Genomic DNA, 25,902 nt, shown 5'->3' with positions numbered 1-25,902 from the left:
TTTATTGAACTAATCGGTCAGTTTGAGCTATGGCTTGTACTTGAGGCGATCGCTTTATAGTCTTTTTACCCAAAAAAGCTTTTTCTGCCATACGCTTATAGCTTATAGCTAGGGCGAGAAGCCCTTTACTGATTTAAGCTGATTAAACTGAGCTGCTCTACATCTTCTGTACTTAATTGCCAACCCATCGCCCCTGCATTATCTTGGGCTTGCCGTGCATTTTTCGCTCCAGGAATAGGAATTACATTGTCCTGCATGATCAGCCAGTTTAAAGCTATCTGAGCTGGAGTTTTAGCGTATTTCTCGGCAAGTTGCTGAAGATTGTTGATTACTGGTTCAATTTTGCTTAAGCCAGCAGCGGAAAACTTGGGATCTATTTTGCGCGCACCCTGAATCTCTGTATTTTCTGGAGTATATTTACCTGTTAAAAGCCCCTGATCTAAAGGACTGTATGCCAAGATCGTAATTCCCAATTTACGGGCAAGTTCCAAAATACCATTTTGTTCAATCTTTCTGGTTAACAAGGAATAACGAACTTGATTAACAGCTAAAGGAACATCATACTGAGCCAAGAAATCATAAGCTTCTTGCATTTGACTGGCAGAATAATTACTTACTCCCACGGTTAAGATTCGCCCTCGTTTGACCTCTTGCGCTAATGCCTCCATCAATGTATGTTGACTCATCAGAAAGCTAAAAGGCATATGCACCTGATAAAGCGCCACCTGCTCTACCTGAAGCCGTTTTAAACTGTCGCTCAAAGTATCTGCTACCGCCTGATGATTAAATCGCCAAGGTAGAGGAAAATATTTAGTGGCAATTTGTACTGGTTGACTAGTTCGTTTTAAAAAACGTCCCAGTAGTCGCTCAGATTCTCCAAAACCATAGATTTCCGCTGTATCAAAAAAAGTTGCGCCGTTTTCTACCGCAGCCTCAAAAGCTCTAGCTACATCTGTTTCGCCATAATCCGAACCATATCCCCAAAAAAGGCGATCGCCCCAAGACCATGTACCAATACCCAGAGACGGTAGAGAAATTTGATTAATCGCTAGTTTGCTTGATTCCATGAGTTGAGAGATAAGTTCTACGGTATTTATTTTAGACAAAAAATGATTTGAGGCGATTTCTACCATCTCTCTCCTAACTATTCCGTCATAATTATAAAGACGATGACTTGCTCAACTACCAAATGAAAACACTACAGCTACGATCGGGAAAAGAAATACCCATACTGGGACAGGGTACTTGGCGTATGGGTGAAAAAGCCAGTCAGAAGCAGGCGGAGATAGATGCATTAAAACTGGGACTAGATCTGGGACTAAGTGTAATCGATACGGCGGAGATGTATGGTGATGGTGGTGCAGAAAAGATAGTTGCTGAGGCGATCGCTACGCGCAGAAGTGAAGTATATTTAGTCAGTAAGTTTTATCCGCATCATGCTAGTTATAAAGAATTAATTGCTGCTTGCGATCGCTCTTTATCCAGACTTAAAACGGATTATCTAGATTTATATTTGCTCCACTGGCGCGGTTCTGTTCCTTTGTCAGAAACCTTATTAGGATTACAGCATCTTAAACAAACTGGAAAAATTCTAGATTATGGAGTGAGCAACTTTGATACCGATGATCTTCAAGAAGCTGAGTCTTTGCCAGGGGGAAAAGAAATAGTAGCCAATCAGGTACTCTATAATTTGCTGCGTCGTGGTATTGAATGGGATTTATTACCTTGGTGCAAACAGCGTCAACTGGCAATTATGGCTTATTCACCTGTGGAACAAAGAGCCTTTGTTAATGATTCTAAGTTAAAGGATATTGCCACACAACATAACGCTACACCAACGCAAATTGCCCTTAGTTGGCTACTACATCAAGACAATGTGCTATCGATCCCTAAAGCGACTAACCCCGCTCATGTGAAAGAAAACTGCGCAGCATTAGATATCCAACTGACAGAACAAGAATTACGAAAGTTAGACCTCATCTTTAAACCACCAGTGCGCAAAGTGTCTTTAGCGATGCGCTAGTTTATTTAAAATAAACACATTCTGTCTTCCTATTTCCTATTTCCGTCTTACGAAATTTCCTCAACGCGGGAAACCCGCGCAACGGAATTTCGCGCTATTTCCTACTTACGAGCCGATTACTCTTAATGTCCTAATCTAACTTTGTACGGCTATAGATGTATTTCTGCCAAATCTTGAGATCTTCGGGGCGATCGACATCAGCTAAGGTAGGTAGATAATGCACATTTAGTTTCAGTTGTTGAGCAATATTTTTGGTTTGGTTTAATACCTGCTCTGTTCCCCAAATAATATTCTGAAAAAGTTCGGCAATAGGTTTATTTAAGCCAATTAAATAATATCCCCCATCTTCTGCCACACCCAAAACTAAATCGTGACGCTCTAGGGAATCAAAAGCTTGAGTTAGTATAGTTTGCTCGATATCAGGACAGTCAGTGCCAATAATCAGCACTCGTTGACTACCCAATGCAAAAGCACGCTCAAAAGAAGATTGCATTTTATGACCGAGATTTCCTAAAACTTGAGGAATATAATCAAAATCCTCACCTAACCATTCCGTCATTGACTGAATATTGCCACCAGCAAAGTGAACCTCGATCGCCAGATTCCGAGATAATTTTAAGGCGATCGCCGTTTTTAAAGTATGCTCCGTCATTTTTTGCTGTAACTCCGCAGCACCCAAAGCACCCAAAGCGGGTATCATCCGAGTTTTCGTCTTTCCAGGCTCAGGATAACGACTAAAAATAATTAGAGTTTCGGTCATGCAGTGAACAATGAGTCCTAAAGGATTAGCTTCGCGTCACAATGAGCAATGAGCAGTGAGCAATGCAACAGTAATCAGTAATTAGTAATCAGTAATCACTTCTCTTCCCATTGGCTATAGGGATGTTTTACTAAATAAGAATTAAAGTATTTTTGCTCATTAACTTCTCGTTCGATCCAGTGAGGAAGATTAATTTTCTGATTCTCATGTTCTAATTCTACTTCGGCAATAATTAAGCCTGCGTTTTCTCCCAGAAATTCATCAACCTCCCAAGTTAAATTATCTACCTTGATTTTGTATCTAAACTTTTCAATTAATGGTTTAACACAAAGATTATTCAGCATCTCTTGAGCCTCATCCACAGGAATTAAATACTCAAATTCAGCACGAGTAATGCCTACAGCTTTACTTTTGATTGTCAGATAACCTTGCTTACCAATAATTCGGAGTCTTACAGTTGTATCGTTGCTGGTGGGTATATACCCCTGGCAGTATTTTACACCAACTGGAGACTGGCTTTCGAGGAGTTTTTTATGCGATCGCCAAACTGACTTTTTAACCAGATATTTGCGTTCTATTTCTGTTTTCATTAAGGCAACGGAATTTTGCGCTATTTCCTATTTCCTACTGAAATTATAGCGATCGCCACTGTTATTATTTAAAGTAGATTAATTCAAATCATTATCTAGCATTGAATAATTCTTACTTCACGTACAGGCGATCGCATTTTAGTTGATACTTTAATTTACCTAATTAAACAGTGTCGCCAGTATTATCGCCACCATAAGTACCACCGTTATAAAAATCATCCGCAAAGAGAGAAAAGTCTGCTGCGTCAGGATCTTCAGTTATGGCAACCAGTTTTTCTATTTCTTCGTTTGCCCAAAAGTCTGTTGAACCAATATCTGTACTTGGGAATTCGTTATTGTCTCCCAGAACCATTGTTTCTGTCGAAAATTCTGTAGCGTCAAAGGCAAAGAAATCATCATTACCCACAGTCACTTTATTATTATCAACAGTTGTCTGATGGGTTTTCTCAACATAAATGCCTCCTACCCTTACAAATGTATTATACTCAGGCGCTAAAAAGTCATCTCCTACCCCTGTAATTTCATTACCGTCAATTGTAGTGTTGCAGGTAATATCGTCCCAAATATTGAAAGCATTAACGCCAGAGAGTTTGTTGTCACTAATAGTGATATCGTTGGTGTTGAAAAGTTTGATCCCAGCAGCATCAACGCTTTGAGAATGTTCTGCGGCCAGATTAATATCCGACAAGGTAACACCATCAATTATTCCGCCATCAGTGTCGATAACACCGATTCCTTTGCGACCAATATCAGATATTTCCGAATCGAATACTTTAAATCCATCAGCATCAGCTAGGCTTATGCCAATATTGTGTGTCCCATCATTTCTAATTGGGTTTTCAATACCAATGTTATTGATATCGAGATTTGATAATGTAACATTTTTGGCCCCAGTTACATTGACTCCATTATCTCCATTAGTTATTTCGGCATCTTTAATGGTTGTACCGCTTGAGTCAGAATGTAAGCGAAAAACAGAGTTAGATGTTCCCCCTCCATCGATAACTGTCTGTCCTCTGACACCATCAATCGTGATATCTTTATTGAGTTCGATTCCATCAGTTTTATAGGTTTTTCTTCCTAGTTCAACTGTATCGCCATCATTAGCAGCGGCGATCGCTTTTTCTAAATCACCACCAAAATCTTTATCTACATTGAGAACTTTGCTGCTTGAGTTATCCATACAAACTTTATTTATTTTTATATTTTGTATCCTAGCTTAATATAATGCATATTTGTCTTTAAGACAAAGAACAGTCTCAGGGTTTATACATACAATTAAAAGCTTTAATTTAATTTAAGATTATTGCTTTAATTAGCTAGTAGAAGCAGTTTAAACCGTATTTTTTCAAGTGAATTTTAGGAAAAAATTAAGTTGTCAATCTGACTTAGAAATATTTGATAGTCAATCTACTTTAAAATAAGTTTTACATATTAAACAATCATTAATCTAGTATTTAAATAGCGCGGTGAGAACTGTATTAGGTATAGAACATAAAAAAAATTAAAATTGGTTAGATAGAATATGCTCTTAACTTAGCTAGACTTCGCTTAGGTTTCTGCTCTGTTGCTGATTGTCGATCGAGTATTTCTAACAGTTGCGTTACAGCTTGATGTACATCTTCAATAAATTTATCTCGATTTAAAATCGTCACTTGTTGTCTTCCATAGGTTATTTGTAATATTCTGTCTTGATAGTCAAAGTGAAATTCGTTTGGTTCAATCAAAGGATCTACAACAATACTTTTGCCAATTTTGAGATTGTTAGCACCTTCAACTAAGACTTCTAAAAATACATCTATATTAGTAAATTTTTCGGTAATCTCTCCTTCATCTCCAATAATATAAAAATCTCCAGTGGGAGCGACAAGATCGATCTCATCTTCTTGGTCTAAATTCCATTTTAAATAGCTCATCGGCAAATTTTAGGTTCCTACGAATTTTAAATTATTAATTTGATCGGTTTGCGTCTCAGACATCATCAATAAATTAATTTTAATGATTAATTTCAATTGTTTAGGCTCTGGCTTCCGCTAGATAGCGGTGAACAAACATAATGGCAATTGAACCTTCCCCTACTCCTGAAGCTACTCGCTTAACCGAATTATGTCGTACATCCCCTGCTACAAAGATACCAGGAACACTTGTTTCTAATAAAAAAGGATCGCGATCGCGATTCCAGCCACGAAAATGGTCACCCTGTTTTAAATCTGCCCCTGCATAAATAAAGCCTCTGGGATCTCTTGCCACTATTCCTTCTAGCCATTCCGTTTCAGGTTTTGCGCCGATAAAAATAAATAGAGATTTGGTTGCTACCTCTTTTGTTGCTCCTGTTTGGTTGTTTAATAAGGTGAGTCTTGTAAGATTACTTTCTCCGTGTACTGCTACCACTTCGGTATAGGTTTGTATTTCAATATTATCAGTAGCATTAATTTGGTCGATGAGATACTGGGACATACTTTGAGTTAGAGATTTACCTCGTACCAGCATGGTCACTTTGGCAGCATATTGAGAAAAATACATGGCTGCTTGTCCCGCCGAATTTGCCCCACCGATGAGATAAATATGTTCATTTAGACAAGACAAAGCTTCGGTTTTGGCTGCACCATAATAGATGCCTCTTCCCGTAAGGCGATCGCATCCTGGTAAATCTAATCTGCGCCAATAAACTCCTGTTGCCAATAACAGAGCATGACAGTTAATTTCACTACCGTCGGCTAACTTAACAATGCGGTATGGATCTCCTAATTTAACTTCAACTACCTCTTGAGGAGTCAAAATTTCCACTCCGAACCGTCTAGCTTGAGTTACCCCCCGCCGAGCCAAATCGTCGCCACTTAAACCGACAGGGAAACCCAAATAATTCTCAATTCGCGAACTAGAACCAGCTTGTCCACCAGGGGCAGAACGTTCGATCATCACGGTGCTTAAACCTTCTGACGCACCATATACCGCAGCAGCTAAACCTGCTGGCCCCCCACCGACAATTACCAGGTCATAAAAAGGCTTTTCAGCCTGGGTTTGTAGACCAATTTTGGTAGCAATTTCCAGGCTGCTCGGCTGTTCCAAGCGATCGCCGTTGGTAAATAATACTAAAGGTAACTTGGGCTTACTGCCATTAGAGGCATATTCAAGCAATTTGGCTGCTTCAGGTTCAGTTTCTATATCCAGCCACTGATAGGGAATTTGGTTACGTGCCAAAAAGTCTTTGACGTTATGAGAACAGGACGACCAGCGATCGCCAACCACTCTGATGCCTTGAAAAGCAGGACGATATACTGCTAACCAATCTTCTAATAAATCATCTAAGATAGGATAAAGCTTCTCTGCTGGAGGATCCCAAGGCTTAAGGAGATAATAATCTAGACGAGCGGTATTAATCGCCTGAATCGCTGCATTGGTGTCAGCATAGGCAGTTAACAAGACTCGTTTGGCTTGGGGAAACATGGGCGCAGCCTGTTCAATAAACTCGACCCCGTTCATGCCTGGCATTCTTTGATCTGTGAGGAATAAAGCCACTGCTTCATTACGCAGCTTAAGCTCTTCTAAAGTTTCAATTGCCGATGCCCCAGAATTAGCCCGAACAATCCGAAAGCGATCGCCATACTGTTTTCTGAGGTCGCGAGAAATCGCCTGTAGCACGTCCAAATCGTCATCTACGGTCAGAATGGTGGGTTTAGCCATAGTTGGGTAGTTGGGTTCAGAATAGATAATTAAACGTTAACAGTTTAGATTCTGCTGATGCTCACCAAATTATTTTAATCTTTTCCAGTAAATTTACCGAGTTAGCGTTTTTCAGTTCAGGATCGATTCGTAATTTACCTTAGACGCAGTTAGCTATCAACAACGGTATTTAAACCAACAAAATCAAATAACTCTGTATCTGCCAAGTGAGAAGGGGTAACGTTTTGCAGGCTATTGAACAGACTATTAATTCTTCCTGGTGATTCTCTTTCCCAAGTTTGGAGCATCTGTTTGATCTGTACTCGCTGGAGATTTGACTGGCTACCACATAAATTACAGGGAATGATCGGAAACTCTCTAACGCTAGCGTATTTTTGAATTTCCGCCTCACCACAGTAAGCTAAGGGGCGAATGACAATATTACTTCGATCATCGCTCAACAGCTTGGGTGGCATAGCTTTAAGCTTTCCTCCATAAAACATATTTAGGAATAAAGTCTCGACAATATCATCACGATGATGTCCCAAGGCAATCTTATTAATACCCTCTTCTGCTGCAATCCGATAGAGAATACCTCGTCGTAAACGAGAGCATAAACCGCACATGGTTTTTCCTGCGGGAACAATACTAGTGACGGTACTATAAGTATCCTGTTCAACGATGCGATAAGGAACGTTTAAAGCTTCTAGATACTCTGGTAAGACATGCTGAGGAAATCCTGGTTGCTTTTGATCCAAATTAACTGCTAGTAAATCAAAACTTACAGGTGCTTTACGCTGCAAGCTCAAAAGTAGATCTAACATCGTGTAGGAATCTTTCCCTCCAGACAAACAAACCATAACACGATCGCCATCTTCGATCATTTGATAATCGGCGATCGCTTTGCCCACCTGCCCGCGCAATCGCGCCTGGAGTCGTTTAAAATTATTAGAAGTACGAACTTTGGTAGCTTCCATATTTTATTATTTAATTTATTAAGTCTAGTGTTAATTAGTTTAGCTCTTAGCTTTTAGCTTTTAGCTTTTAGCTTTTATAATACTCAAATGCTCAATTTTAGATATTCCAGCTTAATCGATGCACCTATAGAAACCGTCTGGCAGTTTCATGAACGTCCTGATATTCTCGATCTTTTAACTCCCCCTTGGCAACCAGTAAAAATCATCCGTCGTGAAGGAGGTTTAGAAGTGGGGGCAATTAGTGAATTTCGACTCTCTTTGGCTGGTATTCCCGTACGCTGGGTTGCGACTCATATTGAATGCATTCCCAATCGTCTTTTTGTCGATGAACAAACAAATGGACCGATGAAATCTTGGGTACATCGTCACGAATTTGTCCTAGAAGGCAACAAGACTAGATTAACAGATGCGATCGCTTATGAAATTCCTGGCGGCTTCTTCGTTGAATTACTTTTAGGCTGGTGGGTTGATTCCCGACTTAAGGAGATGTTTCGCTATCGTCATCAAGTTACTAAAACAAATTGTGATTAATAATTACTGATTACTAATTACTAATTACTAATTACTGAAAATTAATTTTTCAACTTCTAACTTGATTTAAAAGTATACGCTTTTCAGCACGGGCGATCGCTTTATAAGTCTGATCGACGGCATCGGGTTCAACGGAAATGGTGTCGATTCCCCATTGAACTAGCTTATCGATTAAATCGGGGTAATCCACAGGTGCTTGACCGCAAATACAGCACTCAATATTGTAGTCATGAGCAGTTTTGATTAATTCGGCGATCGCCTTGTGCATGGCTGGATGATTGGCGTTTAAACCGCGATCGCTAAACTGATTTTGTTCTCGATCTACTCCTAGAAGTAATTGAGTTAAATCGTTAGTGCCAATAGTAATTCCCTGAACACCAGCACGGATATATTCAGGTAGCAACATCATGACCGAGGGTACTTCTGCCATGATCCAGACTTGAAAGGAGTTTTGAGTAGTCAAGCCGATGTTTTCTAGACGGCGATAACAAAATTTAAATTCATCAACGCTACGGACGAAAGGCAGAATGAGCTTGATATTGTGAAAACCTTCTTCTGTAATAGTTTGTAACGCTTCTAACTCTAGGTCAAATAGGGTGGGATTAGTTAAATAATGATAGGTTCCGCGATCGCCTAAAACTGGATTAAGTGAGTTGCCGTATAAATCTAACGAGCGATAAAATATGGGACGAGGCGCAAATGCAGAGCAAAACTGACGCAGATGATTACTAAGCGTCGCCACAAACTGTCTTTGAAAAGATTCTTGCCACTGGGCTAAAACTTGAGAGGATAATAAATCTGCTAACATTAGTTCCGAACGTAATAGTCCCACCCCATCTATTGGCAGCTTGGATATCAGGGCAACACTTTCTGGTTGAGCAAGATTGACCATTAGTTTGGTCGCAATGGGATAGGTGGGGGATAAGATGCCTTTTAAAGTAGGACGCTTGAGCTGAAAATCTTCCGTCGCGGGATAAACTTGACCATTATCACCATTAAGCAAGAGCCGATCGCCATGATGCAGAATGTTGGTGGCGTTGATGGCGTTGGCGATCGCAGGAATACCAAGTTCCCGCGCAACTATGGCAGCATGGCTATTTTTTCCGCCAATCTCGGTAATAATTCCTGTTACCTGTTTGATTAAAGGGATGTGTTGAGGATCGATTGCTTTAGTTACTAGAATTGAACCCGTGGGAATTGGCTGGAGATGAGTATCGAGATCTGGGATAACTGCTATCTCTGCTTGAATAGTGCCAGGTGATACTGCGATGCCAGATACTAAAGGTGCGATCTTCGGTAAAGACATCACGTTAGTTATCTTGTCAGCTATAGCAGTGTGAGACATTAGGCGATCGCTCAACTGAGTAAAGTAGAAATACGGTGCAGTATTTGATGGTGAGTTAAATGCAGTCCAGACTAAATATTTTATTTGAGGCTGTTGTTGGAGTATTTCTTGAGCAAGCTTAATTAATTGCGCGATCGCTTCCTGGTTTAAGACATAGGTTGCAGCCAGATTTTCTGGAGGTAGATATGCTTCTAAGCAATCAGGGAACGGTGTAGATAAACCAACGTCTTTTACCCGATATGCATAGTTTTTATGGCCTAGGTGTTGGGAGATTATTTGCTTGAGATCGCGGTCTAGATAATATTCATCAGGTTCAGCATCTCCTTGAAGTAAGCTTTGTTCTAAACCCCAATTGGCTTTGATGGCAATGAAATCATTGCTGATTTCGACAATTCCTGAAGCATAAGCACTTTTAAGAGGTCTAACTAACACTGACAAGCCGATCAGATCTGGACTCAAGCCTAATTTCTGCCAATAGATCAGACTACTAGCGGTGAATAACTCTGACCAGACTGATTTAAGTGCTGCAATTATAGCTTCATCATTGCAATTGCAGGTATGCGATCGCCATAATGTATTTGCCCTAATCTTTTCGCCGTAAGGAGTAATTAGACAAGGTTGTAGAATTAAACTAGGAGAATCTAGTTGTTGTGCTGCCTGAAATATTTCTGTTTGCCAAATTTGCGGTATTTTTGTTTGCTGGATCAGCTGCCGACTATTACGAGCAAAAGCTTGTCTGCTTTGATAGTCTTCATCCTCATCTTGGCTAAATCTGGTTAATAATTCCTCATCACTCAGCCGTAAAAACTCGCGCCACAAATTATTACCTAAAACAAACCCAGGCAAAATTGAACATTCATCTTGAAGTAATTGGCTGAGAATAAAAAGTTCATCCCCAACCAACGATTGTTCTGCATACTGAATTTGTGAAAGCCAATAAATATTCACTGCTTAAGTTACAGCAGCTAATTCTTGTTTAACTGAACTTTTAGCCAACAACTCATCACTCAACCTCATAAATGCTTTAGATCCTGCCGAGTTAGGCATAGCTACAGAAACAGGCGTAAATAAATCAACTGCTTTAGCCACGTTTACATCCATCGGAATTGATTGACTAAACAATTGTTCGGGAACAAAGTCGTCTTCAACTCTTTTCATCACCTGCTTATAGTATCTACCCATTAATCCACCAGCAGAAAGAATAAAGACAATCCCCAAAAGCTGAACGTTCACAGGATGGGTTTCTTTGTGACTTTCTTTTAGTTTAGCAATTCTTCTTTCTAATAGCTGAATCCCCACTAGAGATAGCGGTTCTGGTCTAGCAGGTAAAAGATAAAAATCGCTGGCAGCAAGACCACTACGGGTCAATAGATTGTAACCAGGAGCGCAATCGAGGATAATAAAATCATAATAGTCAATCACTGGCTCAAGAATCTGTCGAATTAGAACCCGTTCAAAATCATCCCACACCTTTTGAAACTCTTGTTCATTTTTGGCGATCGCCTGTTGGTGAAGCATTTCTGAAACTTGATACTCATCATAAAGTTCGATGTCTCCTGGCAACAATTCCAAGCCGTGAATACCGCAAATCTGAGGCACAATAATATCATCGATATTTAACTTACTCCAAGGATTGGGGTCGATCGCATTTTCTAGCAGATAGCTAAGAGTATGCTTTTTTTTGCGCAACTTAGCAAAATCATGGGGAGAAAGTAAACTCAAGGTGGCGCTGATTTGTGAATCTAAATCTAAAACCAAAACTCGCTTCTTGTGTTTTTGTGCCAAACAGGTAGCCAGATTAACAGTCAGAGTAGTTTTGCCTACCCCGCCTTTCATGTTGACGGTGCTGATGATAGTTCCCATATTTGAAATTCCTAATTCTAACTGTTCTTGTTAACGTTAGTGTCTCAATTAGGATTGTGGCAACGGTAAATCATAATATTTTCTAAAGTTTTGGTTTTATTTAGGTAGTTTTTTATGCTACCTAAAGTATGCTGCTGTTAATTATTAGCCATAAACCCTAGATTTCGATGAAGATTCACTCTAACAATCTATGCAGTGGTAAAGTCTGCCTGTGTAAGATTAACAGCACTAACGTTAACAATACTCGCCAATACAGCATTATTGTTACTCAGGTCATAAATTATCGCCCCTGTTCCAGCAGAATTATCAACAATACTTAAATAACTGAAATCTAAAGAACCCGTGAAACCCAAGAAATCAGTACCATTAGCAAAGTCATTAATCACGATTGTGCCTTGACCTGATGCAAGGGCAAAAATATCCGCACCAGCACCACCAATCATGGTGTCATTACCAGCACCACCATAAAGTTTGTCATTACCATAGCCGCCATTTAACGTGTCATTTCCTGCATCACCATAGATAGTATCTAGACCATCCAAACCACTAAAATAGTCGTTTCCTGTTCCGCCGATTAGTAAATCGTTGCCAATTTTACCATAAAGTTTGTCATTGCCAGCGCCACCATTTAACGTATCATCGCCATCGCCGCCATCAAGTACATCAAGATCCACTCCACCGTCTAAAGAATCATTGCCACTGTCTCCTGTTAAATTGTCAGTGCCAGCTCCGCCAATGAGCGTATCATTTTCTGTTCCACCATAGAGTTTGTCATTACCATTGCCGCCATTTAACGTGTCATTTCCTGCATCACCATAGATAGTATCTAGACCATCCAAACCACTAAAATAGTCGTTTCCTGTTTCGCCGATTAGCAAATCGTTGCCAGTTTTACCATAGAGTCTGTCATTACCATCACCGCCATTTAACGTATCATCGCCATCGCCGCCATCAAGTACATCAAGATCTACTCCACCGTCTAAAGAATCATTGCCAATGTCTCCTGTTAAATTGTCAGTGCCAGCTCCGCCAATGAGCGTATCGTTTTCTGTTCCACCATAAAGTTTGTCATTACCATTGCCGCCATTTAACGTGTCATTTCCTGCATCACCATAGATAGTATCTAGACCATCCAAACCACTAAAATAGTCGTTTCCTGTTCCGCCGATTAGCGTATCGTTGCCTATGCTGCCGTCTAAGGAATCATTACCATCAGCACCATAGAAAAGATTAAGAATATTATCAGTATTTAAGTCTAATTTAATATTTTTTGAACCAATAGTAATCTGAGTAGAGTTGCCTATAGTTTGATTATTTACCGAAAAGCTGACATTATAGGTTCCCGCTAATAATGCCATCTGGTAGCCACCAGCCATCATACTAAGTGTAGAGTATGAAGTATTATCAGACTGGCGAACTGCGGTTATTTTAATTCCTGCTAAACCTTCTCCTATGGTATAAAATTCATCTTCTGAAACTAAGTCATTATAAGTTACACCTGTAAGGAAAACATTTGAGCCAGATGTGGCAAAGTTTTGTGTCACCATTAAGGAATTATAGCCTTTAAAGTCTCCTGTCAGATTACCTAAACCAATTTCACGAAAACTATTGTCTAAGATATTTACACGATGACCATAACTTTTAAATAATCCCTTATTTACTTCAGCTACAGCATTGTTCACGTTAAGTATCCCTGTAGTTCCCGTATACCCAATATTTTCACCCCAAGTCCAATTACCAGTAAACTGATATCCTGCACGTCTCATGCGATCGCCTGGATCGCTGTCTTTTCCATCTATTTTTTCCCCTGTATGATCGAAAATATCTGTGTTTAGCATCCATTGACTGTGCGATCGCGCTGCATCAATTAATAAGAGATTAAAAGCGAGCGGTTGCTTGGAATCACTAGAAATAGTATTGGCAGGCAATCCAGCATTTAAATCTATGCCAAATAAATTTGCTTCTCCCAAGGGATTAAAACGGGCGCGATTAATTAATTCGAGCAGATACTGCTCAGATGCTGAAGGTTGAACCATGGAAATCACCTGATTTTTGAAATAAACTTACCTACCAATGTAATCATGGTTTATTTGGTTGCAAACAGTGTTTATCCCATATTTCTTGTGGCAGAGAATGCCGTGTATTTACTTGGTTTAAGACAACTTTATCTAGAACAAAATTCTGTTTGCTGAACTACCCAGGAAAACCTAAACAGTTTAGGATGTAGATTAAGTTTTTAAGTCCAAATTTAGTTCAAAACCCGCTCTGAGAGAATGAAAAAGCTGCTGGCTAAGGTGCAAAAATCTTCATGGTTGGCAAATAGTTCTCTTGATACTCGCTACGCTTTATTAGAAGCCTGTTTAATCGGTTTATTTTCGGCTCTAGCTGCGGTAATGCTCAAGCAGGGTATTGGCTGGCTGGGAGGTTGGCGGGTACAGACAGCAAATCTGATTGGGGGAAAGATTGTTTTACCCTTAATGGGTTTAGTTTTTGGTACTATGGCGGGAGTGATCATCCAGGTTTTGTCTCCTGCTGCTGCTGGGGGTGGTATTCCCCAGGTAAAGGCAGCTTTAGCTAAATATCCCGTAACTTTAAATCTACGTACTGCCTTGGTTAAAACTCTCGCTACTATTTTAGTCGTGGGGGCGGGTTTTACAGTAGGTCGTCGTGGCCCCACGGTACATATTGGAGCAGCATTAGGAGCGCAGGTTAGTCGCTGGATTCCTAATTCGCCAACTAATCGTCGTCAGATGATCGCAGCAGGGGCAGCGGCAGGCTTGGCAGCAGGTTTTAATACTCCTATTGCTGGGGTGCTGTTCGTAGTCGAAGAGTTGATGCGGGATATTTCAGGGTTGACTCTCGAAACTGCGATCGCTGCTTCATTTACTGGTGCTGTTGTCTCCCGCATTCTTGGTTCAACGCATTTTAACGTTCCTCTGGAAGCAATTGATTCTGCGCGTCAAGGTAGTTTTGCTGTCGGCGAAATTCCCTTTTATCTTGTTTTGGGGATCCTGGCAGGAGTATTGGGAGGGATTTTTAACCGAGGGATTATTCGCGGGATGAAGTTTAGTCGTACCTTCCCTTTCCCCATGCCGATCCAAATCGGCTTGGCAGGATTGATTTCAGGCACAGTAATTGCTTGGCTGCCTCCCTTTTTTCAAGACAATGCGGGATTAAGAGAATTGTTAATCGCTGGACAGTTTAGCTGGCAGACGACAGCCATCGTTTTTGTGGCTCAATTCTGTCTGACGATTTTGGCCTATAGTGCAGGTGCGCCAGGGGGTTTATTTGCTCCTGCCTTGGTCTTAGGTTCGGCTTTGGGATATTTGGTGGGGTTGACGGAAGTAGCTTTAATTAGTTCGGAATCCCCCTATACATTTGCCCTAACAGGTATGGGAGCATTTTTCACCTCGGTAGTTAGAGTTCCTGTAACGGCAATTATTATTGTGTTTGAAATGACGGCAGACTTTAATTTGGTACTACCGCTGATGATTACCTGTGCCGTAGCCTATATTGTGGCGGAAAGCGTCTCCAAAGGTTCTCTATATGAGCATTTACTAGAAATTAGCGGGATTGAATTAACGGAAGATAATCCGAACCATGACTTTATGGCGGAGTTGACGGCAAATGATGTGATGCAGCCTAAAGTAGAAACTCTCCCTAGTAATCTCCCTTTGCCAGAGTTGGTTAAGGCAATATCGCGATCGCATCATCGCGGTTTTCCTGTAGTAGAAGACGGCAAACTGGTAGGAATTATTGCTCAGTCAGATATTCCTCAAGATAGCCAGCAAACAACGTCTATGCTGCTCAAAGATATTATGACTCCTCACCCGATCTCAGTCGGTCTTGAAACTTCTTTAGCGGATGTTTTATACCTGCTTAATCGCTATCAACTTTCTCGTTTACCCGTTACGGAAGGTTGTAAACTTCTGGGAATTATTACCCGCAGCGACATTATTAAAGCCGAAGCCAAACAGCTAAATTACGATCATCTACCAAAAGCTCGTCTTGAGCCTTCTTACGTAGTGTATCAAAGTCGTTCCCCCGCCACAGGAAAAGGGCGTATTTTATTACCCCTGGCAAATCCTGAAAATATAGATGCTTTGTTACAAATTGCTGAAGCGATCGCCAGGTATCATAATTACGAAATTCAATGTTTGCGCGTGATCTGTGTTCCTAATTATGTTTTTCCCGCCCAAGCTGAGGTGGAAACGGCTGCCGATCGCCAATTAATGCAACAATTAGAGGACTGGGGTAAAGCATCTGGAATTTCTCTCCATACCCAAATTCGCGTTGCCACAGATATTAGTGAAGCTATTTTAGAAACTATTACCAGAGAGCAGATTGACTTGCTACTCATGGGTTGGAAAGGCAAAAGCTCGGGAATCGAATCGATTTTTGGTAACGTGGTCGATACTTTAATCTTGCAAGCAGCTTGCGATTTGATGCTGATTAAGCTTGGGACTGCACCTCATGCCTTTCCTCAACAGCTTGAACTACGGCATAAATGGCTAATTCCCACCACGGGGGGCGATCGCATTAATAAGCTGTTAACTATTTTGCCTGCTCTAGCTAATCTGCACCCTATTCCGCCCAAAATACAATTATGTCAGATATCTTCTGCCAATTTAGGGCGACGCTACACCCCCGATTTTGAACAGGCTGTCGAACTGCTAAAAAATACCCTAAGCTGTCCCATTTTTTCCCTACTGATTACCAGTGATTCCGTCTCAAAAGCTGTGATTGAATTAACCCAATATAAAAAATATGGCTTGGTGGTTTTGGGGGCGAGTAATGAAGGATTACTACAAAATGTAATAAATGGTAATATTCCTGAAGCGATCGCCCATCATGCCAACAGTACCGTAATTATTTTTCGCAATTCAGCTAAATAAAGTTATCAATAATACAGACCGTTTTTGCTATCTGAGGCAACATATTAACAGGTTGCATAAAAGCCGTTTGATTATCCAGATTTGCTTAACATCTATTCCTGAAAAGTCACAGTATCTTGGCAAAACTTTTAAGGTTTCTTGACAAAAGTGTTGCGTACTTTGACAATTCCTTTAATTTATAAAAATCTTATTTATATTGGATATATAGAAAGAAATTAAGTTTTAAATCCTTTTTTGTTTAGATATATTACGGTAAAAAATTATGAATGTTAACAGTTCTTGCCCCTGCTGTTCCAGTTCAATGCTCCTACACCTTAGTAGCCGTCGCAGTTTTTGGCTTTGTAGTCACTGTCGAGCGGAAATTCCTAACGCCGATTCTCAAGTAAGCCTTAACAAAAGTACGTCAATAAAGTTTAATTCCTCTGGCCTTAAATCAGCGATCGCCCCTTTACAATCGGGACAACCAGTTGCTGCAATCTAGAAGTGCAATCTAGAAAATTTAAAGATTGATTTAACTATTGTATAAATCATTATTGGGTAATTGTGGTGTTTAGTCAACTAGCCGTTAGAGCTTAAGCCACATATTGACCATTTTGACTAGGTAGTCCTAAAGGACGACGCGACCCTAAAGGGTTAGCTTCGCGTCAGCTAGTCCTAAAGGATACTGCTGCGCATATGCCGTGGCATATTGTCCTAAAGGATACACCTTCGGATATACCCTTGTCCTAAAGGATAAGCTTCGCAAATGGTATACCGCTCCGCATATAGGTGTAGGTAGTAGAAAAAAACGCCCTAACATTGTTTGGTATTGCTATATTTCTAACTACTGCAAAACTGTAGTTAGGGTAGCAACAAAATTGGGATAAGAGATCGAAGCTGCCTCAGCGTGATTGATGGTTGTTTGACCTTGAGCATTTAAAGCAGCGATCGCTAAACTCATGGCAATTCGATGATCGCCAAAGCTATCGGTCTCTGCACCTTGAAGCTCGTATCCTCCTGTAATTTGCAGCCCATCCTCTAATTCAGTAATTTTTGCGCCCATTTTGCCTAATTCTGTCGCCATGACGGCAAGGCGATCGCTTTCTTTGACTCTCAACTCGGCAGCATCTTTGATTACGGTTATTCCTTCAGCAAAGGCAGCAGCCACAGCCAGAATCGGAATTTCATCAATGAGGCGAGGAACTAAATCACCTGCAATTTCACAGGCTTTCAGCTGACTGGATCGCACTCTTAAGTCGGCTACAGGCTCTCCTGCTACTACTCGCTCGTTGAGCCTAGTAATATCTGCTTCCATCATCTCCAAGGCTTCGAGAATTCCTGTGCGAGTCGGATTCACTCCCACATTTTCAATTAGCAAGTCTGAATCGGGAACAATTGCCCCTGCTACTAACCAAAAGGCAGCAGAACTAATATCTCCAGGGACAATCACTTTTTGTCCGCGCAAAGTAGGCTGTCCTGTTAGAGTAACGCTGTGGGTATGGCGATCGATCTCTAAATTTGCGCCAAAAGCTTGTAGCATCCTTTCGCTATGGTCACGGGACAAAGCAGGTTCGGTTACGGTAGTCTGACCATCGACCATCAATCCTGCTAGGAGGATGCAGGATTTAACCTGTGCCGAAGCAATAGGCGAATGATAGTGAGTGGGTTGTAGCTGCCTTCCCTGCACTGCTAGAGGAGCAAGAGAATTGCCCTGACGACCCCAGATACTAGCGCCCATTTGAGTTAAAGGTTTAATTACCCGCGACATAGGACGCGATCGCAGAGAACTATCTCCTGTGACGGTAAACAGGCGATCGCTGTGAGAAGCTAATAAACCCAGCATCAAGCGCATAGTTGTTCCCGAATTACCCGCATCCAAAACATCATTTGGTTCTTGCAAGTTACCTAAGCCGACTCCTGTAACAGTAACTCGTTGGGAATTCAACTCGGAAATCTTAGCGCCCATTGCTCGAAAACAGGCAGCAGTACTGCGAGGATCTTCCCCTAAAAGCAAGCCTTCAATAATTGTTTCTCCTTCGGCGATCGCTCCTAACATCAATGCCCGATGAGAAATGGACTTATCGCCTGGAATAGTGAGCTTACCCTGAACCGAACTTCCTCCGCTACGAGGATTGATTAACAACTGCTGCGAATTTTCTGCACCGTCTTGAATACTGACAATCGGAGAAGCCATGAGGTAATCTGACAATAATTTTCGTAGCTAATGTTAGCAGAATATGGATTTCAACAGGAATAACTAACTCCTAAGAAACAAATTAATCTGCTGAGGCTGGGAAAAGGTTAAAGGGAAAAGCGCGAATTTGCGTTGCCCTAAAGGAATAGTCCTAAAGGATTAGCTTCGCCCTAAAGGATTAGCTGCGCGTCCGTCCTTCGCGTCGCGGGGGTTTCCCCCGTTGTCCTAAAGGATACACCTTCGGATAAGCAAACTTCGTAAGAAGGGAAAAAAATCGTTTCTCTCTGAGATTACGAATCCTGTTCGTTGGACGCTGGTGTTACGCACCTGCTAATTTAATTTACTCTATATTTTTTACGTAGGGACTTGGGGCAATAATTATCTCCCCATCTCCCTATCTCCCTATCCTCACAAGGGTAGGTTTTTTACCAAGGTGTGAGTAAAGGCTCAAAAAAGAGATAAAAGTAAAATAAGAAACTAAATAAAATGCTTGAGAGATAAAATCAAATCAACATCTCAAAGATTGGAAACAGATTGTCAGTTGTAGATTTCCTGATTTGAGTCTACCGCAAGTTAATGAGTTAGCAACTTGGAGCTTTAGAATAGTAATGACACATTCAAGTAGTTTAACCAAAGTGTCAAACCTAATCGCTAAAGTAAATCAAGAACAAGAAAATACAGTCAGACAAAGATTAAAAGAGTGGTACAAATCAGGGGAATCTAAAGCAAAAACAAATACTAAAAGAGCTTCACTTGAAGTAAGCGAATGTTTTAGTTCGTTACTGAAATGGATCATTGATTTGCTGCCTCAAACTAATCAAGAGCTGCCGATAAGAATGGATGCGACTAATATCGGTCAGAATTTTACTGTCCTGTCGATTAATGTCCTCTACCGTAGATGTTCTATTCCTGTGGCATGGAAAGTTGTCAAAGGAACATCTAAGGGAAGTTGGAAGCCCTATTGGAAAGAGCTATTTCAATCTCTCAAAGATATTGTGCCAAAGGATTACTTCGTAATTGTCAGTGCCGATAGAGGATTGTATGCTGATTGGCTGTATGAAGAGATTGTTGCTCTCGGTTGGCATCCATTTTTAAGAATCAATCATCAAGGTCAATACTGCAATTTAGGTTCAGATTCTAAGGCTTGCCTTAGCAACAATTGTGACTCCTAAACTCAAGAATTGGTCAGGACGAATTACCTGCTTTAAAACCAACCCAATTGATTGCACTCTCTTAGCTAGATGGGATGATAGTTATGTCGATCCTTGGCTAATTCTTCCTAATTGTAAAAAACCTACCCTTGTAAGGTGAGATAGAGGGGGTAATACTCCAATAACTCCACCACTCCAATAACTCCCAATACCCAATCCCTGTCTTATTTTTAACCTAGTTGTCCGCAGCACATGATCAAAGCCAAAACTCGTAACTCCTCTTCAATTCCAATGCCTGGGTTGAAAAAACTGTTATCTTATCGCCGTGAATGGCTACGGGGAGATATATTGGCTGGGTTGACGGTGGCGGCATATTTGATTCCGCAATGTATGGCTTATGGGGAGTTAGCAGGGGTGGAGCCAGTGGCAGGTTTATGGGCAATTTTACCGCCGATGATTATCTATGCCATATTCGGTTCTTCGACTCAGCTTTCGATTGGGCCCGAATCCAGTACCGCAGTGATGACGGCTGTAGCGATCGCGCCTTTGGCAGCAACGAGGAGCGATACTTATATTAGTCTGGCTGCATTACTAGCAATCGTCATGGGGTTAGTTTGTCTTGCAGGTTATATTGCCAAATTAGGGTTTTTAGCCGATTTGCTTTCCAAACCTGTACTAATTGGCTACATGGCAGGAATTGCCCTAATTATGATTGGCGGGCAAATAGGTAAGATTGCCAAAATTGAGATTGAAGCAGATGCTTTTTTTGGTCAGATTAGTGAATTTGTGAGTAAACTACAGCTAGCCCACACGCCGACGTTAATTTTGGGCATTGCTGTTTTAATTTTCCTGTTTACTTTACAGCGTCGTTTCCCGACTGCACCCATACCTTTGATAGCTGTTTTATTATCCACCGCAGCAGTGGCAATATTCGATCTTAATGCTCGTGGAGTGGCGGTAGTGGGAGAAATTCCCGCTGGCTTACCTCAGTTCGCTCTTCCTCAGATCTCATTTCAAGATTTAAGCTCTTTAGTTGCTGCTGCGGTGGGAATTTCTATTGTCGGCTATTCTGATAACGTATTGACAGCCAGAGCATTTGCCACTCGCCATAACTATAAAATTGATGCCAATCAAGAACTATTAGCTTTGGGTTTGGCAAACTTGGGTAACGGACTAATGCAGGGGTTTCCGATTAGCGGTAGCGCTAGTCGTACCGTAATTGGCGATTCGGTAGGGAGCAAAAGCCAGCTATTTTCATTGGTAGCAATGGTGGCGGTGATTGTGGTGCTGCTGTTTTTACGTCCCGTATTAGCTTTATTTCCCAAAGCTGCTTTAGGAGCAATTGTTATTTATGCTGCCACCAGATTAATTGAAATTGCCCAATTTATTAGACTATATCGATTTCGCCGTAGTGAATTTCTCCTGGCTATTATCACCACCCTTGCCGTATTAGCAACCGATATTTTAGTCGGCGTGGGAATAGCGGTTAGCCTCTCAGTAATTGAGCTATTTTCTCGGGTTGCTCGTCCCCATGATGCTGTACTCGGAACAGTTCCCGATTTAGCTGGACTTCATGATATTGAAGACTGGGAGGGTGCAACAACCATTCCAGGACTACTAATATATCGCTATGATGCGCCTTTATGTTTTGCTAATGCCGAAAATTTCAAACAGCGATCGCTTTTAGCCATTGAAGCTGAATCAGTACCCGTGGAATGGTTTGTTCTCAATATGGAAGCCAATGTCGAAATTGATATTACGGCGATCGATATGTTGTCAGAATTGAGAGCTGAATTAGCTTCTAAAAACATTACCTTTGCCATGGCACGAGTCAAACAAGATTTATATTTGAATCTTGAACGGGCAGGGTTTCTCAAGAATATGACCGCCGAACATATTTATCCTACTCTGCCTACAGCGATCGCCGCTTTTGAAAGGAAATAATTTCTATTTATCCTAAAGGATTAGCTCGCAAGCTCGTCCTAAAGGATTAGCTGGCGCGTCCGTCCTTCGCGTCCTAAAGGACTTGTCTCGCATAGTTGGAGATACCGCTCCGCGACACGAAGTTATTCCTTTAGGGCATATCGCACTTCGTTATCAATTGATCAATGTTCACTGCTCATTGATCATTGATCAAAGCTTTACAAGTTTTTTAAATTATTCGTTTAATCTCAAGGTGAAGCATAATTTACTCTTCGTCAATGGAGACGGCAAATGTTATTTCGCCAGCTATATGACAGTGAATCAAGTACTTATACTTACTTATTAGCAGATTTAGAGCGACAAGAAGCCATATTAATCGATCCTGTCTTAGAACAGGTAGAACGGGATTTAAAGCTACTTCAAGAATTAGGTTTAAATCTGCGCTACTGCCTAGAAACCCATATTCACGCCGACCATATTACGGGTACGGGTAAGCTGCGGGAATTGACTGGCTGCCTGGGTATTCTTCCCGCCAAGGCTCAAGCTGATTGTGCTGACCGCTATATTCAAGATGAAGAGGATTTAGAATTAGGTTCAATTGTGATTAAAGCGATCTCCACTCCTGGACATACTGATAGTCATATGGCTTATTTAGTAAATCAAGAAAGAGTCTTAACAGGAGATGCTTTATTTATTCGTGGATGTGGTCGCACCGATTTTCAAGCTGGGGATGCAGGTACATTATATGATTCAGTCACCACCAGATTGTTTACTCTACCTGATTCAACCTTAGTTTATCCTGCCCATGACTATAAAGGACAAACAGTTTCCACCATTGGGGTAGAAAAAAGCGAGAATCCTCGTTTTGCAGGTAGAGATCGGGCTAACTTTATTCAGTTTATGAATAATCTCAATCTTCCCGCTCCTCAAAAAATGACCGAAGCAGTACCAGCTAACCAACAATGTGGTCGTAAGTGAGCATAAAATAAAATAAGAGCGATCTCAAAGAGATCTAAAAACCCTGAAGGATCTATTTTCAGACATACATGCTAACTAGATAATTAGCTATTAATTTAAATAGTTAATTAAACTTGTTATGCTTAATTAAATCTTATAAAATAAGAGCATGGTCAACAAAATAAATTTTGCTCATTAAACTGAAGATTCTAAATCCAGTAATCAAGTAAACAGGCTATAGCTCCTTTAATACTTAAACTGTTTACAATCTAAAGTTCAGATGGTTTTTAAGCTAGTAAAAATATTGATAACTTGAATTAGTTCAGTGTAATATTCAATAGTTATTATTGAAATTAATCTATTATTGCTTTTCCTAATTGCTTTAATCTATGTTATTTATTCAAACCAATCTATTATCGATTATGTTGTAAATTGCTTGATTGATATTATTTTAAGCCCCAGATAAAAATTTTAAGCTCAAGATAAAAATTGAATTTTTATTGATAAGTATAACGGATCAATTCTCCAGGGTAATAATGTCAAATACATTTAGTCAAAAATATAAGCTTTATACTGGTAAAAAATTAAGTTGGCTACAGCTAACATTTTTATTAGGCAACTCTATTTTTGCTGAGATCCTACCATGGGTGGTTTTTTTCGCTAGTTACAGTTTTGTGTTGCTGTTAATTTATTGTCGATGGACATTTCCCGTTTTAATCCCAGAAAATGATCGTGCCATATCTACATTATTGATCCTGTTTAATCTTGGCTTACCTTCGTTATTGGTTTTTAGAACTAATACAGCTAATGAAAGATTTTGGGAAGCTCGTAAATTATGGGGAAATTTAGTTAATGTTGTGCGCAACTTAACTCGTGATATTTGCATTGTAGTTCAAGCTAAACATCCCAAAAACCAAAAAGAAAAAGAAGAGATTCTATTATTAGTTGTTGCCTTTGCCATCGCGATGAAGTTACATTTAAGATCGGAAAAAGTTAATGATGAACTTATTTCACTAGTATCTACAAATCAATTTTATCAACTTAAATATAATTCAGCTCATCCTCCATTACAGATTGCTTTTTGGCTTGGAGATTACTTACAATTTGAATGCGACCAGAACTGTATACATATTTATCAGTTAGTAGCGTTACATAGTTTGGTTGATAATTTAGTTGATATTTTAGGTGGTTGTGAACGTATTTTAAAGACTCCACAACCAATTATTTATACTTTAGTACTGAGAAAATTAGTAATTTTTTATTGCTTACTACTACCATTTGAAGTACTTTTTTATTTTCGCGGATTTACTATTTTAATTGTTACTGTTGTCAGTATAATTTTATTTGCGATCAAACAAATAGGCTCACAACTTGAAGAGCCTTTTGGTCATCATCCTCACGCTCTACCATTAGATTTGATTTGCAATACAATTTTACAGAACGTTCAAGAGTTAATTAAACAGATAAACTATTCGTCGCCAGGCATAAAGGAAAGCGCAGCAAAAAGACACAGAAAAAACAAACTAATTGCTTTAAAAAATTCAATCGTATCTTTAGAAAACGGGCATCTCAATCAGTCGAAAGAAGGTTGATTGTCTTACAGTAGGTTTTAATTGAATAGACCACGTTATTGATTAACTAGTTTTTCCTAAAGAATATAGCTTTTAGCTTTTAGCTTATGTATTTTACTCAACTGAAAAGTACACAAGTTTAAACAGGTTTATCAGTAGAGATTACCTGCTCAATGATATCGGCAGCTTTACTCGTTCCTCCTGATTGTTGCATTGCTGCTTGAAGCTTAAGGGCATTCTGTCGATAAACATCATCCGTTAAGACTTGTTTTATAGCTTGCTGCAATTTTTTGACTGTCACTTTCTTCAAGGGTACAACTTCCCCTGTGCCTGTCCAAGCAATTCGTGCTGCGACTCCAGGCTGATCGTTAGTAATGGGAATAGCTACCATCGGCACACCATTACTGAGAGATTCTAAAACAGTATTTAATCCTGCGTGAGTAATAGTTAAAGTTGCCCGTTGTAAAAGTTCCAGTTGAGGTGCATAGCCTACCACTATGGGATTACCTGGTAATTCTGGCAAAGAATGAGGATCTGTACCACCACCAAGAGCGATCGCTAATTGAGCATCCATGTCTGCACAGGCTTGGGCAATCATTTCAAAGATCCATAACAGTTGGTTTTGTAGTGTCCCTAAAGAAGCATAAATCAGCGGTTGTCCCGTTAATTGTTCATAAGGAAAAGCGATCGACTCGCGACTAGCAGGATTACTAAACGAGCCAGTGAAATGAAAACAGGAAGGTAATTCTCGTCGAGGAAATTCAAACTCTGCTGGCTGTTGACTAATTTGAGCTAGCTGAGAATATCTTTGATTAGGATGAGTATGCAACGGCAAATTCCATTGTTGGCGTTGAGCATTAATAGTTTTGGTAATATTTTGAACAGCAAGATCGAGTACCAAATATCTTATTTTATTGCGTAAAATTCCTCGCCAAGAAATATCATAATTGCTCAATGTATTAAAAGGTGAAATGCTGGGTTCTCGATTTAAGATCAAGGCGCTAGCAATACTGATAAAAGGAAGCTGGAGATACTCGGCAACAGTTCCCCCTTCTGAGGAAACTTGGTCAATTAACAAGGCTTCGATTCCTGTTTTCTCGATGATCTCTGGTGCATCTTGAAAATACTTGGCTGCTGTGTTGGTAATCCACTCGATTGTGTACTGTAATGCTTTAAAACCACTTAAATTACCAAGTTCAGTATAGAGTTTCTTCGTTGAGCCAGGAGGGAAGTTAGACAGTCCAATTGCCTGAAATTCGAGTCCCGCAGCTAATACCTTGGGTTGAGCATCAGCGATCGCCAGTACCGTAACACGATGTCCTCGTTGTTTTAGTTCGTAACCTAGAGTTGTCATGGTGTTTAAATGTCCCACAGTAGCAGGACAAATGATGCCAAAATGAGTCATAAAATTTCCTGACGAAGATACTACTATGGTTGACTATAAAGCATTAAATAAATTAATTTGAGCTAAATATGAATA

General features: G+C 40.3%; 20 protein-coding genes. 8 read left to right on the top strand and 12 right to left on the bottom strand.

The window, feature by feature from the left end:
• Positions 1-125: 125 nt before the first annotated feature.
• Positions 126-1,067: an aldo/keto reductase gene (locus tag KME09_21835; protein ID MBW4536578.1), complete on the bottom strand. Its 942-nt coding sequence runs from the start codon at positions 1,065-1,067 to the stop codon at positions 126-128.
• A gap of 122 nt (positions 1,068-1,189) precedes the next feature.
• Here KME09_21835 and KME09_21830 point away from each other — a divergent pair, with 122 nt between their 5' ends.
• On the top strand, positions 1,190-2,023 hold the full coding sequence (locus KME09_21830) for an aldo/keto reductase (GenBank protein MBW4536577.1): 834 nt from the start codon (positions 1,190-1,192) through the stop codon (positions 2,021-2,023).
• Between the two features lie 130 nt (positions 2,024-2,153).
• On the opposite strand, the gene KME09_21825 is transcribed toward KME09_21830, so the two are convergent.
• The 6 genes from KME09_21825 to ttcA all read right to left on the bottom strand — a co-directional run bounded on the left by KME09_21825 (position 2,154) and on the right by ttcA (position 8,013).
• Positions 2,154-2,783: a TIGR04282 family arsenosugar biosynthesis glycosyltransferase gene (locus KME09_21825; protein ID MBW4536576.1), complete on the bottom strand. Its 630-nt coding sequence runs from the start codon at positions 2,781-2,783 to the stop codon at positions 2,154-2,156.
• Between the two features lie 95 nt (positions 2,784-2,878).
• Entirely contained in the window at positions 2,879-3,373 is a 495-nt protein-coding gene (locus KME09_21820; protein ID MBW4536575.1) for a CYTH domain-containing protein, read from the bottom strand.
• A 163-nt stretch (positions 3,374-3,536) separates the two neighbouring features.
• Entirely contained in the window at positions 3,537-4,556 is a 1,020-nt protein-coding gene (locus KME09_21815) for a right-handed parallel beta-helix repeat-containing protein (protein MBW4536574.1), read from the bottom strand.
• A gap of 331 nt (positions 4,557-4,887) precedes the next feature.
• Positions 4,888-5,289 (bottom strand): hypothetical protein, encoded by a 402-nt coding sequence (locus KME09_21810; GenBank protein MBW4536573.1) that lies wholly within the window; start codon positions 5,287-5,289, stop codon positions 4,888-4,890.
• 100 nt (positions 5,290-5,389) lie between these two features.
• Positions 5,390-7,057, bottom strand: a complete 1,668-nt coding sequence (locus tag KME09_21805) for an FAD-dependent oxidoreductase (GenBank protein MBW4536572.1) — start codon at positions 7,055-7,057, stop codon at positions 5,390-5,392.
• 149 nt (positions 7,058-7,206) lie between these two features.
• On the bottom strand, positions 7,207-8,013 hold the full coding sequence (gene ttcA / locus KME09_21800) for a tRNA 2-thiocytidine(32) synthetase TtcA (protein ID MBW4536571.1): 807 nt from the start codon (positions 8,011-8,013) through the stop codon (positions 7,207-7,209).
• A gap of 87 nt (positions 8,014-8,100) precedes the next feature.
• On the opposite strand from ttcA, the gene KME09_21795 reads away from it, so the two are divergent.
• Positions 8,101-8,544 (top strand): SRPBCC family protein, encoded by a 444-nt coding sequence (locus KME09_21795; protein MBW4536570.1) that lies wholly within the window; start codon positions 8,101-8,103, stop codon positions 8,542-8,544.
• A gap of 49 nt (positions 8,545-8,593) precedes the next feature.
• Here the strand turns inward: KME09_21795 and KME09_21790 are convergent, their stop codons facing one another.
• From KME09_21790 to KME09_21780, 3 genes are all read right to left on the bottom strand, one after another.
• Positions 8,594-10,837, bottom strand: coding sequence for a peptide chain release factor H (locus KME09_21790; GenBank protein MBW4536569.1), 2,244 nt, complete (start codon positions 10,835-10,837; stop codon positions 8,594-8,596).
• Between the two features lie 3 nt (positions 10,838-10,840).
• Complete coding sequence (locus tag KME09_21785) at positions 10,841-11,752, bottom strand: ParA family protein (protein MBW4536568.1); 912 nt, start codon at positions 11,750-11,752, stop codon at positions 10,841-10,843.
• A 188-nt stretch (positions 11,753-11,940) separates the two neighbouring features.
• Positions 11,941-13,788, bottom strand: coding sequence for a hypothetical protein (locus KME09_21780; GenBank protein MBW4536567.1), 1,848 nt, complete (start codon positions 13,786-13,788; stop codon positions 11,941-11,943).
• A gap of 237 nt (positions 13,789-14,025) precedes the next feature.
• Here KME09_21780 and KME09_21775 point away from each other — a divergent pair, with 237 nt between their 5' ends.
• The gene (locus tag KME09_21775) at positions 14,026-16,647 is read left to right on the top strand and encodes a chloride channel protein (GenBank protein ID MBW4536566.1); all 2,622 of its coding nucleotides are present in this window, start codon (positions 14,026-14,028) and stop codon (positions 16,645-16,647) included.
• Between the two features lie 262 nt (positions 16,648-16,909).
• Complete coding sequence (locus tag KME09_21770) at positions 16,910-17,128, top strand: hypothetical protein (protein MBW4536565.1); 219 nt, start codon at positions 16,910-16,912, stop codon at positions 17,126-17,128.
• Positions 17,129-17,470: 342 nt separating this feature from the next.
• Here the strand turns inward: KME09_21770 and aroA are convergent, their stop codons facing one another.
• The gene (gene aroA, locus KME09_21765; GenBank protein ID MBW4536564.1) at positions 17,471-18,820 is read right to left on the bottom strand and encodes a 3-phosphoshikimate 1-carboxyvinyltransferase; all 1,350 of its coding nucleotides are present in this window, start codon (positions 18,818-18,820) and stop codon (positions 17,471-17,473) included.
• A gap of 608 nt (positions 18,821-19,428) precedes the next feature.
• On the opposite strand from aroA, the gene KME09_21760 reads away from it, so the two are divergent.
• The 4 genes from KME09_21760 to KME09_21745 all read left to right on the top strand — a co-directional run bounded on the left by KME09_21760 (position 19,429) and on the right by KME09_21745 (position 24,443).
• Positions 19,429-19,992 (top strand): hypothetical protein, encoded by a 564-nt coding sequence (locus KME09_21760; protein MBW4536563.1) that lies wholly within the window; start codon positions 19,429-19,431, stop codon positions 19,990-19,992.
• A 231-nt stretch (positions 19,993-20,223) separates the two neighbouring features.
• Entirely contained in the window at positions 20,224-21,915 is a 1,692-nt protein-coding gene (locus tag KME09_21755; protein ID MBW4536562.1) for a solute carrier family 26 protein, read from the top strand.
• A gap of 270 nt (positions 21,916-22,185) precedes the next feature.
• Positions 22,186-22,872 carry an MBL fold metallo-hydrolase gene (locus KME09_21750; protein ID MBW4536561.1) on the top strand — a complete coding sequence of 229 codons (687 nt, stop codon included), beginning with the start codon at positions 22,186-22,188 and terminating at the stop codon, positions 22,870-22,872.
• 515 nt (positions 22,873-23,387) lie between these two features.
• Positions 23,388-24,443, top strand: a complete 1,056-nt coding sequence (locus tag KME09_21745; GenBank protein ID MBW4536560.1) for a hypothetical protein — start codon at positions 23,388-23,390, stop codon at positions 24,441-24,443.
• 118 nt (positions 24,444-24,561) lie between these two features.
• Here KME09_21745 and KME09_21740 read toward each other — a convergent pair whose 3' ends face one another.
• Positions 24,562-25,827, bottom strand: a complete 1,266-nt coding sequence (locus KME09_21740; protein MBW4536559.1) for a glycosyltransferase — start codon at positions 25,825-25,827, stop codon at positions 24,562-24,564.
• Between the last annotated feature and the right edge of the window lie 75 nt (positions 25,828-25,902).

This window comes from Pleurocapsa minor HA4230-MV1 (assembly GCA_019359095.1).
In the GTDB taxonomy this organism is placed as follows: Bacteria; Cyanobacteriota; Cyanobacteriia; order Cyanobacteriales; family Xenococcaceae; genus Waterburya; species Waterburya minor.
Note: the sequence above shows the minus strand (reverse complement) of the source record. Positions and strands in the feature narration are given on the sequence as shown.